Genomic DNA, 15,753 nt, shown 5'->3' with positions numbered 1-15,753 from the left:
TGGTGTTGCGTGCCGCCATGGCGCCTCCGCTCAATCCAGTACCCAGCGTCTCGACAACTGCTGTCGCCGCGCCGACCAGCGTGTGGCGGCTGTTGGCCGTGGCTGCGCCGCATTTCGGCGCGCTGCTGGTGATGTTCCAGACAGAGACCGATCTGGTGGGCCGGATCGGCTTTGTGCTGGCCTGGGCCATTCTCAACTTTTTCTGGATTGCGCTGCTGCGCCGTCCCGCGCTGTCGGGGGCGCTGTCGCTGACCCTGGTCGTCATCTTGGTGCTGCTGTCGCGGCTGAAGCACGACGTGGTGCAGATGACCGCGAACTTCGTCGACCTGATGGTGATCGATCGCGATACCGCGGCCTTCCTGTTCACGATCTTTCCGAACCTGCGCTGGTCCGCCATTGGCGCCGCCGTCGTGGTGGTGCCGCTGATGTATGCGCTGTGGTGGCTCGATCCGTTCCGCATCCGACGGCTGCCGGCGCTGGCCGCGCTGACGGCTTGCCTCGCCGCATTGACGGGATACGCGTTGGCCTGGCCCGATGAAGCCTGGCGCGGCTATTACGATGACGGCTATCTGTCGAAATTCGCGCGCTCCGGCGTCACCGCCGTGTCGGACTTCAGCAGCTACGGTTTCATGGAGTCCGACGCGGTGATCACCGAGCGGCTGAAACTGCCGCTGGAGGATTCCTGCCATCCGGCGGGACGTCGTCCGCACATCATCATGGTGCATGACGAGTCGTCCTTCGACATCCGTCAGGCCGCCGGCGTGAAGACGCCGAAAGGCTATGGCAGCCACTTTAATTCGTGGGACGGCAAGGCGCGCAAATTTCTCGCCGAGAGCAATGGCGGGCCGAGCTGGTTCACCGAATACAACGTACTGGCCGGACTCTCGTCGCGCTCATTCGGGCCGTTCTCCTATTTCGTCACGCGGATCGCTTCGGGCCGCGTCGAGCGCGGATTGCCACTGGCGCTGCGCCGCTGCGGCTATAGCACCATCTCGCTTTATCCGGCCTTCGGTGCCTTCATGAGCGCGCGCAGCTTTCAGACCACCATCGGCGTCGAGCGTTTTTATGATGCCAAGGATCTCGGCGCCAAGGGCGTCGAGCCCGACAGCTTCTTCTACGATTCCGCGGCGCGCCTGATGGCCGAGCAACCGCCGGCCAATCCGCTGTTCATGTTCGTCTATCTCGCTGCCAACCATTTCCCGTGGGAAACCAAATTTCGACCGGACATGACGCCGGGCTGGCGCGCGCCCGGCAATGTGCCGGTGGTCGACGAATATCTGCGTCGGCAGGCCATGAGCGTCGATCATTATGGCGCCTTCGTCGCGAAGCTGAAGAAGCAGTTTCCGGCGCAACCGTTTTTGATCGTGCGCTACGGTGACCATCAGCCGGAATTCGCGCCGGGCATTCTCGATCCCAACATGGATGAAGCAGGCCTCGGCAAGAAGCTGCAGAGTTACGACCCGCGCTACTACGCGACCTATTACGCCATCGACGCGATCAATTTCGAACCGGTGAAGAGCGCGACGGTGATGGACACGATCGACGGGCCGTATCTGCCGCTGGTCATTCAGGAGGCCGCGGGCATTCCGCTGGACCCGTCCTTCGAGGAGCAAAAGAAGATCATGCTTCGCTGCAAGGGACTATTTTACGCCTGCAAGGACGGGGCGGAAGCGCGAAGATTCAATCGCCTGTTGATCGATGCGGGGATGATCAAGAATTTGTAACGCGCTTCCTTCTCTTCCCCTCTCCCGCCTAGCGAAGCTTCGCTTCGCACGGGGAGAAGTGTCACTTCTTCCCGATCTTCTCCCACATCCACTTCGCAACGCTCTCCGGCGAACTCGTCGCATCATTGCCGGCGGCGCGGAGATTGGCTTCGCGCATCAAGGTCAGGTCGATCCTGCCAAGCAACGGCTGCAACGCGCTGCGCAGCTTCTCATTACCTGCGCGCTTCGGCGCCAGTAGCATGATGGCGTCATAGGGCGGGATGGCATGTTTGGGATCGTCCAGCACCACCAGATCGTATTTCGCGATCAGGCCGTCGCTGGTGTAGCCGGCGATGACGTCGACCTCGCCGGAGGCGACGGCGGCATACATGAAGTCCGGTTGCATGGTGCGCTGGGTCTTGAACGACAGGCCGTAGGCTGCCTTCAGCCCCGCCCATTCCGGCCGCGAGAAGAATTCGTAATCGCCGGCAATGGTCATGGTGCCGCTCAGCGCCGCAAGATCGGCGGCGGTTCTGATCCCTAGCGCCTGTGCCTTTGCGCGCGGCATCACCAGCGCATAGGCATTGGCGAAACCGAGTTCGCCGAACAGCGTGATGTTCGCTTTCGCGAGTGTTAACTTCAGCTCGGTGAGCAGTTGTTCACGCGGCAGGATCTCGCTGCGGTGAAACTGGTTGGCCCATAGCGTGCCGGAATAGTCGATGTAGACGTCGATATCGCCGGAGGCCAGCGCATCATAGATCACGCTGGAGCCGAGACCCTGCCGCGTCGTGGCGGGCAGGCCGGCCGCCTGCAGCCGCTGCGACATCAGCGCGGCCAGCACATACTGTTCGGTAAAGGTCTTGGCGCCGACCACGATACGCGTGCCGGAGCGGGCGAAGGACGGCGCGAGTGTGACGATCACCAGCGCCGCGATACCAAGCACACCGATGGTCGTGCGGATGCGGCTGCGCAGGCGGATGCCCGTTTCGATCAGCGCCAGCAATTGATCGACGGCCAGCGCAAGAATTGCAGCGGCGACGCAGCCGAAGATCACCAGCACCCAGTTCTGCGTCTGCAAACCTGCGAAGATGTAGTTGCCGAGACTGGTCTGGCCGATCGGCGTCGACAGCGTCGCGGTGCCAATCACCCACACTGCTGAGGTCCGGATGCCGGCCATCATGACGGGCAGAGCGAGCGGCAGTTCGACCATGGTCAGCGATTGCCGCGGCGTCATGCCGACACCTTGAGCGGCCTCGGTCAATGCGGGATCGACGCCGTTCAAACCGGTGATGGTGTTGCGCAGCACCGGCAGCATCGAATACAGCGCCAGCGCCAGCACCGCCGGCAGGAAGCCGAAGGCCGAGAAGCCGACACCGAAATATTGCAGTGACAGCGCTGCGAGCGCCAGCAGCAGCGGATAGAACAGGGCCAGCAATGCAAGCCCCGGCACAGTCTGCACGATGCTGGCGATGCCGAGCAGGGCGCCGCGCGTCACCGGACGGTGCCGCGCAATGATAGCTAGCGGCAGGCTGATGATGAGGCCGAGCGCCAGTGCGGCAAGGCTGACGCGCACGTGGCTGCCGAGATAATCCGGCAGATTCCCAAGCGCGTCGCTCCAGCGCGGATCGGTGAACAGGCTCATGTCGCGCCGCCCTGGGGTGCCGCACCATCCTTCGGCAGCAGCATCTGAAGTCGTTTCGCCTGCCGGCGCGGTGTGCCCAGCAACTCGCCGACATAGGGATCGGTGCTTTCGGACAACTCAGTGGGCGTGCCTTCCGCGACCAGTTTACCTGAGCGCATCACCGCGATCCGGTCCGCGAGCAGGATCGCTTCCGTCATGTCATGGGTGATCATGATGGTGGTGAGGCCGAGCTTGTGATGCAGTGCGCGGTAGTCGTCGCCAAGCGCATCGCGGGTCAGGGGATCGAGCGCGCCGAACGGCTCGTCCATCAGCACGATGCGCGGCTTCGCGGCGAGGGCGCGTGCAACGCCGACGCGCTGGCGCTGACCGCCGGAGAGTTCATGCGGGAAGCGGTCGCGATGCTGCTTGCGGTCAAGGCGCACGAGATCGAGCAATTCATCGACACGCGCGGCGATCTCCTTAGGGGGGGTGCCGAGCAGTCTGGGCGTGATGCCGATATTGTCTTTGATGCTCATATGCGGAAACAACCCGCCGCTCTGAAACACGTAGCCGATGCGCCGGCGCAGTTCGATGGGATCGACCTGCGCGACGTCCTCGCCAGCAATGGTAATATTGCCGCTGTCCGGTGCGATCAGCCGGTTGGCCAGCCGCATCAGCGTGGTCTTGCCGGAGCCCGAGCCACCGACCACCGCGAGGAACTCGCCTTCGGCCACGTTGAGCGAGACACCGTCGACGGCGTGAATGTGGCCGCCGTCGAAGCTCTTGCTGACATGCTTGAAGGCGATCAGGGGCGGGGCGGATGTCATATCCCGGACTATCACAGGCGCGACAACCGACCAAGTTTGGCCGGGCCGTTGAATTGTCTGCCCCGCAGCGCTAAGCCAGTCCCGGAACAAAAACACTTTGGGGAACGCGCGTGCAGGCAGGTGGGGCCGCGGCATCGATGGCGGTGGCGCTTGATGACGCGACGGTGGCGTTCGGTATTGCCGACAATCGCATCTATACGGCGGTGGAGAAGGCGACGCTTCGGGTGGCGGATGGCGAGTTCGTTGCCATTGTCGGGCCGACCGGCTGCGGGAAATCCACATTGCTGAATGTCGCCGCCGGGCTGCTGGCGCCAGCCTCCGGTGCCGTCCGGATCTTCGGTCAGCCGCTGGGCGGACTGAACGCACAGGCGGGCTACCTGTTTCAGGCCGACGCGCTGTTTCCCTGGAAGACTGCGTTGGACAATGTCGCCATCGGGCTGGAGATCGCCGGCATAGCACGCGACGCAGCGCTGGCGCGGGCTCAGGACTGGTTGACCTCGGTGGGGCTCGGTGCGTTTGCCGGGCGCTATCCGCATATGCTGTCGGGCGGCCAGCGCAAGCGCGTCGGTCTTGCGCAGGTACTGATCCGCAATCCGAAAATCCTTCTGATGGACGAGCCGTTCGGGCCGCTCGATGCGCAGACCCGGCAGGTGATGGGCAACCTGTTGCTGGATCTATGGAGCAGGGATCGCAAGGCGGTGCTGTTCGTCACCCACGATCTCGAAGAGGCGATCGCGCTGGCCGATCGCGTCGTCATCATGTCCGCGGGGCCAGGCTCGCGCATCATCGGCGACTGGAAGGTGCCGTTGCCGCGGCCGCGCGATATTTTCGAGGTGCGGCTCGACAAGGATTTTCACGCGCTTCATCGCGAGATCTGGAGCGTGCTGAAGGACGAAGTGATGAAGGGCTATGCGCAGTCGGCTGGTATGGGAGCCGCGTCATGACGCGTCCTGTATTGCTGCTGTGTCAGGTACTCGTCGCCGTGGTCGTCATCGGGCTGTGGCACCTGCTCACCACCGTGCCGGTGTTGGGCCGCATCCTGCTGCCGCCGTTCTTCTTCTCCAATCCCTGGGATGTCGGCAGCCAGATCTATAGCTGGTTCGCGTCAGGCATTATCTGGAAGCATCTCGGCATCACGCTGCTGGAATCCGTGCTGGCCTTCGTCATCGGCTCCACACTGGGCGTCCTGATCGGCTTCTGGTTCGCGCGCCAGCCGCGGCTCGCCGCGATCTTCGATCCCTATGTGAAGATGGCCAATGCGCTGCCCCGCGTGGTGCTGGCGCCGATCTTTGCGCTGTGGCTCGGCCTCGGCATCTGGTCGAAAGTGGCGCTCGGCGTCACGCTGGTGTTCTTTATCGTGTTCTTCAACGTCTATCAGGGCGTCAAGGAAGTCTCGCCCACGGTGCTCGCCAATGGCCGCATGCTGGGCATGAGCGAGCGGCAATTGATGCGCCATGTGTTCTGGCCGTCGGCGCTGTCATGGATGTTCTCATCGCTGCACACCGCGGTGGGCTTTGCCGTCGTCGGCGCCGTGGTCGGCGAATATCTCGGCTCGGCGGCGGGGCTGGGCTATGTCATCCAGCAGGCGGAAGGCACGTTCGATGTCGCCGGTGTGTTCGCGGGGATGTTCGTGCTGTCGGCCTTTGTGATCATCATCGATGTGCTGGTGTCGATGGTCGAGAAGCGGTTGTTGGTGTGGAAGCCAGCGGCGGCCGACGGCCGCCACTGACGTCGCGCTGTCTTACGGCAGGGGCTTCGTATCGTCCGGTGCCTGCGGCGGGGTCTTGATGGCGATGGCGCGGAACGGCTTGCCGTCCGGCTTGGTGCCGCCATGGGGCGTGCCCTTCGGGATAATGATGAGATCGCCGGCCTTGACCTGAACTTCCTTGTCGCCCAGCCACACAGTGCCGGTGCCTTCCAGGATGTACTGGATCTCGTTGGTGTTGGGATGCATGTGCTTCACCACATTGCCGTCCTGCACCGAGATGGTCGCGCCGTCGGCCTGCATGAACATCTTGGAGCGGAAGCCGGTCGGGGAGGCCGGGCCCAATGCGTCGCCGACGAGTTCGGGGACGTGGATGACCTGGGCGGTGATGTTTTCCGCAGCCTGTGCCGGCGTGATGCCCTCGGGCACGAGATGCGTGATGAGACAACCGGCAGCGAAAGCGGCGGTGATGGAGAGTGTTGCGGTGATGCGCTTCATGAACGTTCCCCTGAATGACAATGATTTGCCGCGCGGATGCTATGTCGCTGAATGTGCGTTGACCAGTGCCGGCTTTTCATCCGGCAGAGGCTCATCTATCCTCCGCGCGCGAACAGCGGAGGAAATAATGACAACAAGCATAAAAACCAGCGTGAGCCGTTTATTCCGTGGCCGTCTTTTCCTTGCGGGCCTTTTGTCGCTATTTCTCGTTCATCCCGCTGCAGCGCAAAGCAAGGTGACCATCGCCATCGGTGGCGGGGCGTGCCTGTGCTATCTGCCGACGGTGCTGGCCAAGCAGCTTGGCGAATATGAGAAGGCGGGTCTCGCGGTCGAACTGGTCGATCTCAAGGGTGGCTCCGATGCGCTGAAGGCCGTGCTCGGCGGCAGCGCCGATGTGGTGTCCGGCTATTTCGATCATTGCGTGAACCTCGCCGCCAAGAAGCAGGAGCTGCAGAGCTTCGTGGTCTATGACCGCTATCCCGGTCTCGTGCTCGTGGTGTCGCCGAAGCACACCGGCAAGATCACGTCGATCAAGGATCTCGCCGGCAAGAAAGTCGGCGTCAGCGCGCCGGGCTCGTCAACGGACTTCTTCCTGAAATATCAACTCAAGAAGAACGGTCTGGACCCGGCCGGCACGGCGGTGATCGGCGTCGGCCTCGGTGCGACAGCGGTGGCGGCGATGGAGCAGGGCCAGATCGAAGCCGCTGTAATGCTCGATCCTGCCGTCACCGTGCTGCAGGGCAGTCACAAAGACCTCACGATTCTCAGCGATACCCGCACGCAGAAGGACACGCTGGCGGTGTTCTCCGGCGAATATCCCGGCGGCGCGCTGTATTCGACGACGGCCTGGGTTAAGGGCCACGAGAAGGAAGTGCAGGGGCTGACCAACGCGATCATGAACACGCTGAAATGGATCCACAGCCATACGCCGGAAGAGATCATGGCGAAGATGCCGGAAGGCATCGTCGGCAAGGACAAGGAGCTCTATCTCGCAGCGCTGAAGAACACGCTCCCGATGTATTCGGAGACGGGGCTGATGGATCCGAAGGGCGCGGCTGCCGTGCTCGCCGTGTTCAGCGAGAGCTCGCCTGAGGTGGCCAAGGCGAATATCGATGTCAGCAAGACCTATACGAACAAGTATGTCGAGCAGTTTGCAAAAACCATGGGGACGAATGCGAAGTAGAGATACGCAATGACGGCAGAACTCGTTCTTCTTCCCGTCAAAGAGCTTGATCTCGTCTATCGTGAATGGCGGTGGCCGTTTGCACATGAGCATCGCAACAAGATCGACGCGCATTTTACCGAGGCGCGTCGCGCGAAGCCGGAAATGTTCAATGGTCAGATTCTGATGGCCCGCGACCCGGTCTTTGCAGGCGATACGTTCAGCGCACGTTATTTCCAGACCGACTTCGCTAGTTTTCTCGCCTGGCGCGACTGGGGCTTCCCGGACGCGTCGGTGTTCAACGGGTTCGGTATGGGTGCATTGAGGACGAGCGACGGGGCCTTCGTGCTTGGCGAGATGGGCCAGCACACAGCCAATGCCGGCAAGATCTACTTTCCGGCCGGCACACCGGATCTCAACGACCTGCGCGGCGACGCGGTCGACATCCCGGGCAGCGTGACACGTGAGACGGCGGAGGAGGTCGGCCTGACGCCGGACGATTACCGCGCAGCCGATCAGTGGGATGTCGTGCAGGCCGGATCGCTGATGGCGATGATTCGTATTCTCGATCTGGCTGTGCCGGGCGACGCTGTGCGGGCGCGGATCGAGGCCAGCCTGGCTACGCAGGACGATCAGGAGCTGAGCGCCATTCATCTGGTGCGGAGCGTCAGCGATTTTACCGAGACGATGCCGGCCTATATCCGGGCCTTCCTGGCGGCCAAGCTCTGACGTCTGGCGTCGGTGCCGTCGGCACGCTACGCTTGCAGCTCCCGCGTCCCGGAGTTGCCGATCTCATGTCTGCCAAGCCAGTTGTGTCTGCGTTGAAGTCCTATATCGAGCCGTATCGGATTGACGGGTCGAAGGCTTTCCATCTCAAGGCGCATGACACCAATGCCAGCGGCGGGCTGCACAAGGAGACTGGCAAGAAGATCATCGAGGCCAACCGGCGCCGGCTGCAGGAACTGCAGGAAAAGCTCTATGCGCAGGACCGCTGGTCGCTGCTGCTGATCTTCCAGGGCATGGATGCGGCCGGCAAGGACAGCGCCATCGAAAGCGTGTTCGACGGCATCAATCCGCAGGGGTGCGAGGTGCATGCGTTCAAGACGCCGTCGTCGAACGAACTCGATCACGATTTCATGTGGCGCCATACCATCGCGCTGCCACAGCGCGGACGTATCGGCATCTTCAACCGCTCCTATTACGAGGAATGTCTGGTGGTGCGAGTGCATCCGGAAATCCTCGCCAAGCAGAAGATCCCGGCGGAGCTGATGACGAAGGATATTTGGCGCGAGCGCTTCGATGATATCACCGCCTTCGAGAAGTATCTTGCGCGCAACGGCACCGTGGTGCTGAAATTCTTTCTCAACGTCTCCAAGGAAGAGCAGCGCGAGCGCTTCCTCGATCGTCTCGAGCAGCCGGCGAAGAACTGGAAGTTCTCATCGGCCGATATCGCCGAGCGCGCGTTGTGGGATAAGTATCAGGACGCCTATGAGGACCTGATCAAGCATACGTCCTGCGAGGAGGCGCCGTGGCATGTGGTGCCGGCGGATCGCAAATGGTTTTCGCGGGTGGTGATCGGCTCGGCGATCGTCAACGCGCTGGAGAAGCTGGACCTGCACTTCCCTACCGTCGACGGCGAGGCGAAGAAGGACTTTACGCTGATCCGCGAGGCGCTGGAGAAGGAAGGGCCGCCACGGGAAAGCGAGTCTGTGGTGAAGAAACTCGCGAAGAAGAAGGTGGCCAAGAAGGCCAAGAAGAAAGTGGCGAAGAAGTAGGCTTAGCTCGTCATTCCCCGGCATACCAATTGGTGTGCCTGAAGGCGCGTGCGCATCTTTGCGCGCGCGAACCTGGAATCCCGCAGTAATAAAACGCAGCGATGAACACGTCGAGATTCCGGGTCGCGTTCGGCTGGCGCCGGCCTCGCCCGGAATGACGTATTTTACCGCTAACTCAGCTTCAATTCCTTCAGCACCTCTGCAACCTTGTCCTGTGCCGCGTCGTTCAATGGCAGCACCGGGCGCGGTGGCTTCGCATCCGTCAGCCCCATCTGCTCCGCAGCCGCATACATCACGCGCAGGCTGGAGAACTGCTTGAACAGATCCCACAGTGGCTGCATCGCGTTGTTGAGGCGGCGCGCTTCGTCGGCATTGCCGGCCTGCGCCGCGCGGGTGATGGCAAGGCAGCTGTTGGGAAACAGGCCCGCCGCCACGCAATACCAGGCGTCACCGCCGGCCAGCAGCGTCTCCATTGAATTCCAGTCGCCGGCATAGCCGACGGAGAAGCCTGATGGCACGGCAGCGCGCATCTGCTTCAGGTGATCTGCGGCGAGGCTCGCTTCGGGGGAGGTGCCTTTCACCGCGACGACGCCGGGAATACGTGCGATGCGGCCGACAAGGTCGGGCGTGAACTTGAAGTGCGTAGTGGCGAAATTGTCGTAGATGACGATCGGCAATTTGCTCTCGCCGGCCACCACCTTGAAGTGCTCGAAGACTTCATCCTCGGTGAGCGGCGTATAGGACACCGGCGCGAGCAGGCCGGCAGCGGCGCCGGCCGCCTTGGCGTCGCGGGCGAGGTTGATTGTTTCGTCGGTGCGCAGCGCGCCGATGCCGACCAGCACGGGGACGCGGCCATTCACCTCCGCCATGGCGGCTTCAGTGGCGCGCCGGCGCTCGTCACGGCTGAGGAACGGATACGACCCGGTGCTGCCCAGCAGCCCGATGGAATCCACTTTGGCGGCGGCCAAGGGCGCCACCAGCCGCCGCAGCGCGGGCGTATCGACCCTTCCATTCGTGTTCATGGGTGTGATCGGGAAGGCGGATAATCCCCTAGCGAAAGTCATTGTCCTGTCCTCGCAATTGCCGTTCGGTCTTAGGGCAAAAGGGTGGTTGGGAAAACGTCCAGTTCCGCGGTTTCTGGCTGGGCCAGTCGGTCACGCGCCCGAGCGCCTCTCACACGGATTTAGGTCAGTCTTCCTGACCCTCTTAGCCGTTGCAGGCCCCAGCACTTGTCGTCTAGAACGACCGGAGGCTCCGGTTGGCAACGAACCATCAAGGGTTTTCCTTGAGACTGGTTTTGGCCGAGGATGCGGGCCTAAAGGTGTGGCAATGCTGATTCGCAGCGACATGGTTGGAGTTTCCGGGGGAGTGGCTGTTGCCGCTGCTCCTGACGCGATTCCGGCTGCGCTGCGTTCGAACCTGCTTCTTGGCGGGCTGCTTCTGCTTATCTGCCCCTGAGCGCCGTCTGGGCCATTTGGCCTGGGTACTCAGGGGATCATGACACGCAGACCATCAGCTTCCCCTGGCGCCCAGACAGTAGCGCCCTGACTTAAGGAATATCCTATGACCGCGACCACGAAGTCCGACAAGGACCGCGTCTTCATTTTCGACACCACCTTGCGCGACGGCGAGCAGTGCCCCGGCGCCACCATGACCTTCGAGGAGAAGCTGGAAATCGCCGAGATGCTCGACGATATGGGCGTCGATATCATCGAAGCCGGTTTCCCGATCTCGTCGGAAGGCGATTTCGAAGCCGTGCACGAGATCGCCAAGCGCTCGAAGAAGTCGGTGATCGCCGGCCTCGGCCGCGTCAATCCGAAGGACATCGATCGCTGCGCCGAAGCGGTGAAGCCTGCCGGCGACCGCGCCCGCGTGCATATGGTGATCGCGACCTCGCCGCTGCATATGCGCGTCAAGCTGAACATGACCCCGGAGCAGGTGATCGACGCCTCGGTGGCCGGCGTCACCCGTGCGCGCAACATGGTCAGCAATGTCGAATGGTCGGCGGAAGACGCCACCCGCAGCGACATCGATTTCCTCTGCCGCATCACCGAAGCCGTCATCAAGGCCGGCGCCACCACGGTGAATCTGCCGGACACCGTCGGCTACACCACGCCGGAGGAATACACTCGCATGTTCCGCGCCATCCGTGAGCGCGTGCCGAATTCCGATCAGGCGATCTTCTCGGTGCATTGCCATAACGATCTCGGCATGGCGGTGGCGAATACGCTGGCCGGTATCGACGGCGGCGCGCGTCAGATCGAGTGCACCATCAACGGCATCGGCGAGCGCGCCGGCAATGCCGCGCTGGAAGAAGTCGTGATGGCCATCAATGTGCGCAACGACAAATTCCCGTACTGGAACAACATCGACCCGACCATGCTGACGCGGGCGTCGAAGGTGGTCTCGGCAGCGACCTCATTCCCGGTGCAGTACAACAAGGCGATCGTCGGCCGGAACGCTTTCGCCCATGAGAGCGGCATCCATCAGGATGGCGTGCTGAAGGACGCCTCGACCTATGAGATCATGACGCCGGCTTCGGTCGGCCTGAAGCAGTCGTCGATCGTGCTCGGCAAGCATTCCGGCCGCCATGCCTTCATCCACCGTCTGGAAGAGCTCGGCTACAAGCTGGGCAAGAACCAGATCGAGGACGCTTTCATCCGCATGAAGGCCTTGGCCGACCGCAAGAAGGATATCTATGACGAGGACATCGAGGCGCTGGTCGATCAGGAGATCGTGCAGGCCCATGACCGCATCAAGCTGACCTCGCTGACGGTGATCGCCGGCACCCACGGTCCGCAGCGTGCCACAATGAAGCTGAATGTCGATGGTGTGACCAAGATCGAGGAAGCCGAGGGCAACGGCCCGGTCGACGCGGTGTTCAACTGCATCAAGGCACTGGTGCCGCATGAGGCCAAGCTGGAGCTGTATCAGGTCCACGCCGTCACCGAAGGCACCGACGCGCAGGCGGAAGTGTCAGTGCGTCTGGCTCATGAAGGCCGCTCGATGACCTCGCGTGCGGCCGATCCGGACACGCTGGTCGCCTCGGCCAAGGCCTATCTCGGTGCGCTCAACAAGATCGTCATGAAGCGTGCGCGTGACATGCCGGCGCCGGTCGCTGCCGCGAGCTGATCGTTTCCCAAAACCTATACGCGCAATGAAACGCGGCGTCGCAAGACGCCGCGTTTTTGCATTGCAGTAAAGCTTTTGCTGCAACCCCTGCGAAGGGAGCGATGGCGTTTGATTGCCGATGACGATAAAGCTCCCTGTGGCATCCAAGCGCAGCGACTTCTTAAAACAGCTCCGCGCGGCCAACAGGGAGAACATCATGCGCAAGTTTATTTTGGCCGCAGCGTCGATCGCAGCGCTCGCGCTGGCCGGTCCGGCCTCCGCTCAATCGCCCATCGTCATCAAGTTCAGCCACGTCGTTGCGCCGAATACGCCGAAGGGGCAGGGCGCGGAGAAGTTCAAGGAACTTGCCGAGAAATACACCAATGGCAAGGTGAAGGTTGAGGTCTATCCGAACTCGCAGCTCTACAAGGACAAGGAAGAGGTCGAGGCGCTGCAGCTCGGTGCCGTGCAGATGCTGGCGCCTTCGCTCGCCAAGTTCGGCCCGCTCGGCGTCAAGGAATTCGAGGTGTTCGACCTGCCTTACATCCTGCCGGACAAGGCGGCGCTGACCCGCATCACCACCGGGCCGATCGGCAAGGGCCTGCTGGCGAAGCTCGAGCCCAAGGGCATCAAGGGTCTCGCTTACTGGGACAACGGCTTCAAGATCATGACCTCGAACAAGCCGATGCATAAGGTCGCCGACTTCCAGGGCATGAAGCTGCGCATCCAGTCGTCGAAGGTGCTGGAAGCCCAGATGCGCGCGCTCGGCGCCATCCCGCAGGTGCTGGCCTTCTCGGAAGTCTATCAGGCGATGCAGACCGGCGTCGTCGACGGCAACGAGAACACGCCGTCCAACGTCTATACGCAGAAGATGCACGAAGTGCAGAAGCACATAACACTCTCGAACCACGGCTATATCGGCTACGCCGTGATCGTGAACAAGAAGTTCTGGGACGGTCTGCCGGCCGACGTGAAGCCGCAAGTCGAGAAGGCGATGGATGATGCCACAGCCTATGCCAACGGCCTGTCGCAGACGGAAAACGACGACGCCATCGTCGCGATGAAGAAGGCCGGTACCACCACTTTCTACGAGCTGAAGCCGGAAGAGCGCGCCGAATGGATGAAGGCGCTGGAGCCGGTGACCGCGGACATGGCGTCGCGCGTCGGCAAGGATCTGATCGCGGCGTTCCAGAAGGAAGCCAACGCGAAGACCAATTGAGGCGCAGCGTAGCTGAGACCTCACCCTAAGGAACGGCCTGATTGGGCCGCGTCTCGAAGGGTGAGTGAACGATATTCATGGTTGGGGACGCGCGCCAGGAGGCGCGCTCCTCACCATGAGGCCGCCGCCAGGCGGCCAAGGGGAAGGGGACATATTTCGTGCGGTTCTTGTTACGCATCCTCGATCGTCTCGAGGAAACCCTGATCGCGACGCTGATCGGCGCGGCGACGGTGGTGATCTTTGTCGCCGTGGCGCATCGCTACACCACCGATTTCGTGGTGTCGTATCGCAATCTGCCCGGCGCGATGGCGGCCTATAAGTTTCTCGCCGGCATCCATTTGTCCTGGGCGCAGGAACTTTGCATCTACATGTTCGTGTGGATGGCGAAGTTCGGCGCGGCTTACGGCGTGCGCACCGGCATCCATGTCGGCGTCGATGTGCTGGTGCTGCAACTGCCGCCGAAATGGCGCAAGGGCACCATCCTGTTCGGCCTTCTGTGCGGCGCGCTGTTCACCGGCATCATCGGCACCATGGGCGCGAGCTTCGTGATGGGTCTGTCGCAAACCGACCAGACATCGCCCGATCTCGAGCTGCCGAGCTGGATCGTCTATCTCTGCATTCCGCTTGGCTCCTATCTGATGTGTTTCCGCTTTCTGCAGGTCGCCTACAGCTATTTCCGCTTCGACGATCTGCCGCATCACGATCACACCCATGTGGAGGGCATCGACGTCGACACGGCGGTTGGTCCGACGCCGGAGGGCGCCCGATGACCACGCTGTTTATTTTCGCGCTGCTCATTGCGCTAATGCTCACCGGCATGCCGATCTCGATCGCACTCGGCCTGACGGTGCTCACCTTCCTGTTCTTCCTGACCCAGGTGCCGATCGAGGCGGTGGCGCTGAAACTGTTCACCGGCATCGAGAATTTCGAGATCATGGCGATCCCGTTCTTCATTCTCGCCGGCAATTTCCTGACCCATGGCGGCGTCGCCCGACGCATGATCAATTTCGCGACCTCGATGGTCGGGCACTGGTATGGCGGTCTCGGCCTCGCCGGCGTGATGGCCTGCGCGCTGTTCGCGGCGATCTCCGGCTCGTCACCAGCGACCGTGATTGCGATCGGCTCGATCCTGCTGCCCGCCATGGTCGCGCAGGGCTTTCCGAAGCGCTTCGGCGCCGGCGTGATCACGACGTCGGGCGCATTGGGCATCCTGATCCCGCCATCGATCGTGATGGTGATCTATGCGGTGGCGACCGGTGGCAGCGTCGCGCTCGGCCCCGATGGCGCGCGCGTCACCTCGGCCTCCGTCGGCCAGCTGTTCATCGCCGGCGTCATTCCCGGCCTGATGCTGGCGACGCTGCTCGGCGCCACCACGGTGTATCGCGCCTGGAAGTTCGACTATCCGCGGCTGCCGCGGGCATCATGGGGCGAGCGCTTCAAGGCGTTCCGCGAATGTATCTGGGGCCTGCTGCTGATCTTCCTCGTGCTCGGGGGCATCTATCGCGGCTGGTTCACGCCGACGGAAGCCGCGGCGGTCAGCGCCGTCTATGCCTTCATCATCGCGGTGTTCGTCTACAAGGACATGGGCCTGAAGGACGTGCCGCGGGTGCTGCTCGGCTCAGCCAGCATGAGCGCGATGATCCTCTACATCATTACCAATGCGGTGCTGTTCTCGTTCCTGATGACGTCGGAACAGATTCCGCAGCAGCTCACCGCCTGGATCGTCGACATGGGCGTCAACTGGTGGACGTTCCTGATCTTCGTCAACATCCTGCTGCTGGTCGCCGGCAATGTGATGGAGGCGTCATCGATCGTGCTGATCACCGCGCCGATCCTGTTCCCGATCGCGGTCAAGCTCGGCGTGCATCCGGTGCATTTGGGCATCCTGATGGTGGTCAATATGGAGGTCGGCATGTGCCATCCTCCAGTGGGCCTCAATCTCTATGTCGCGTCGGGCATCGCCAAGATGGGCATCACGGAACTCACCATCGCGGTGTGGCCGTGGCTGCTGACCATGCTGATGTTCCTCGTTGCGGTGACCTTCATCCCGGAGATCTCGCTGTGGCTGCCGCGCGTTCTCGGGATGCTGTGACGAAATTGCGGCTGTAAATATTGCGACAACACATCGCGAC

General features: G+C 62.3%; 14 protein-coding genes. 10 read left to right on the top strand and 4 right to left on the bottom strand.

The genetic code is table 11. The annotated features are described in order from the left end of the window. Positions 1-17 precede the first annotated feature (17 nt). Positions 18-1,724 carry a sulfatase-like hydrolase/transferase gene (locus tag AB8A33_RS17360; RefSeq protein ID WP_439095956.1) on the top strand — a complete coding sequence of 569 codons (1,707 nt, stop codon included), beginning with the start codon at positions 18-20 and terminating at the stop codon, positions 1,722-1,724. A 61-nt stretch (positions 1,725-1,785) separates the two neighbouring features. On the opposite strand, the gene AB8A33_RS17355 is transcribed toward AB8A33_RS17360, so the two are convergent. Both AB8A33_RS17355 and AB8A33_RS17350 read right to left on the bottom strand, forming a co-directional pair. Then, the gene (locus tag AB8A33_RS17355; RefSeq protein WP_439093885.1) at positions 1,786-3,345 is read right to left on the bottom strand and encodes an ABC transporter permease/substrate-binding protein; all 1,560 of its coding nucleotides are present in this window, start codon (positions 3,343-3,345) and stop codon (positions 1,786-1,788) included. Continuing rightward, positions 3,342-4,151 carry an ATP-binding cassette domain-containing protein gene (locus tag AB8A33_RS17350; protein WP_439093884.1) on the bottom strand — a complete coding sequence of 270 codons (810 nt, stop codon included), beginning with the start codon at positions 4,149-4,151 and terminating at the stop codon, positions 3,342-3,344. Before AB8A33_RS17350 ends, AB8A33_RS17355 begins: the two co-directional genes overlap by 4 nt. A 137-nt stretch (positions 4,152-4,288) precedes the next feature. Here AB8A33_RS17350 and AB8A33_RS17345 point away from each other — a divergent pair, with 137 nt between their 5' ends. Next, positions 4,289-5,095, top strand: coding sequence for an ABC transporter ATP-binding protein (locus AB8A33_RS17345; RefSeq protein ID WP_439095955.1), 807 nt, complete (start codon positions 4,289-4,291; stop codon positions 5,093-5,095). Then, positions 5,092-5,880: an ABC transporter permease gene (locus AB8A33_RS17340; RefSeq protein WP_439093883.1), complete on the top strand. Its 789-nt coding sequence runs from the start codon at positions 5,092-5,094 to the stop codon at positions 5,878-5,880. The genes AB8A33_RS17345 and AB8A33_RS17340 overlap by 4 nt, the downstream gene beginning before the upstream one ends. A 12-nt stretch (positions 5,881-5,892) precedes the next feature. Here AB8A33_RS17340 and AB8A33_RS17335 read toward each other — a convergent pair whose 3' ends face one another. Next, positions 5,893-6,354, bottom strand: coding sequence for a cupin domain-containing protein (locus AB8A33_RS17335; protein ID WP_068738428.1), 462 nt, complete (start codon positions 6,352-6,354; stop codon positions 5,893-5,895). Positions 6,355-6,481: 127 nt separating this feature from the next. Between AB8A33_RS17335 and AB8A33_RS17330 the strand changes: the two genes are divergently transcribed. From AB8A33_RS17330 to AB8A33_RS17320, 3 genes are all read left to right on the top strand, one after another. Next, positions 6,482-7,537: an ABC transporter substrate-binding protein gene (locus AB8A33_RS17330; protein WP_439093882.1), complete on the top strand. Its 1,056-nt coding sequence runs from the start codon at positions 6,482-6,484 to the stop codon at positions 7,535-7,537. 9 nt (positions 7,538-7,546) lie between these two features. Further along, positions 7,547-8,245, top strand: coding sequence for an NUDIX hydrolase (locus tag AB8A33_RS17325; protein WP_439093881.1), 699 nt, complete (start codon positions 7,547-7,549; stop codon positions 8,243-8,245). A gap of 65 nt (positions 8,246-8,310) precedes the next feature. Beyond that, positions 8,311-9,291, top strand: a complete 981-nt coding sequence (locus AB8A33_RS17320; protein WP_439093880.1) for a polyphosphate kinase 2 family protein — start codon at positions 8,311-8,313, stop codon at positions 9,289-9,291. Between the two features lie 170 nt (positions 9,292-9,461). On the opposite strand, the gene AB8A33_RS17315 is transcribed toward AB8A33_RS17320, so the two are convergent. After that, entirely contained in the window at positions 9,462-10,355 is an 894-nt protein-coding gene (locus tag AB8A33_RS17315; protein WP_439093879.1) for a dihydrodipicolinate synthase family protein, read from the bottom strand. A gap of 499 nt (positions 10,356-10,854) precedes the next feature. Here AB8A33_RS17315 and AB8A33_RS17310 point away from each other — a divergent pair, with 499 nt between their 5' ends. The 4 genes from AB8A33_RS17310 to AB8A33_RS17295 all read left to right on the top strand — a co-directional run bounded on the left by AB8A33_RS17310 (position 10,855) and on the right by AB8A33_RS17295 (position 15,713). Beyond that, positions 10,855-12,423, top strand: coding sequence for a 2-isopropylmalate synthase (locus AB8A33_RS17310; RefSeq protein WP_439093878.1), 1,569 nt, complete (start codon positions 10,855-10,857; stop codon positions 12,421-12,423). A gap of 196 nt (positions 12,424-12,619) precedes the next feature. Further along, a complete protein-coding gene (locus tag AB8A33_RS17305; protein WP_309946505.1) occupies positions 12,620-13,621 on the top strand; it encodes a TRAP transporter substrate-binding protein in 1,002 nt (333 codons plus the stop codon). 158 nt (positions 13,622-13,779) lie between these two features. Further along, entirely contained in the window at positions 13,780-14,391 is a 612-nt protein-coding gene (locus AB8A33_RS17300) for a TRAP transporter small permease (protein WP_439093877.1), read from the top strand. Then, the gene (locus tag AB8A33_RS17295; RefSeq protein ID WP_089267895.1) at positions 14,388-15,713 is read left to right on the top strand and encodes a TRAP transporter large permease; all 1,326 of its coding nucleotides are present in this window, start codon (positions 14,388-14,390) and stop codon (positions 15,711-15,713) included. Before AB8A33_RS17300 ends, AB8A33_RS17295 begins: the two co-directional genes overlap by 4 nt. Positions 15,714-15,753: the final 40 nt, after the last annotated feature.

This window comes from Tardiphaga sp. 813_E8_N1_3 (assembly GCF_051811025.1).
Classification (GTDB): domain Bacteria; phylum Pseudomonadota; class Alphaproteobacteria; order Rhizobiales; family Xanthobacteraceae; genus Tardiphaga.
Note: the sequence above shows the minus strand (reverse complement) of the source record. Positions and strands in the feature narration are given on the sequence as shown.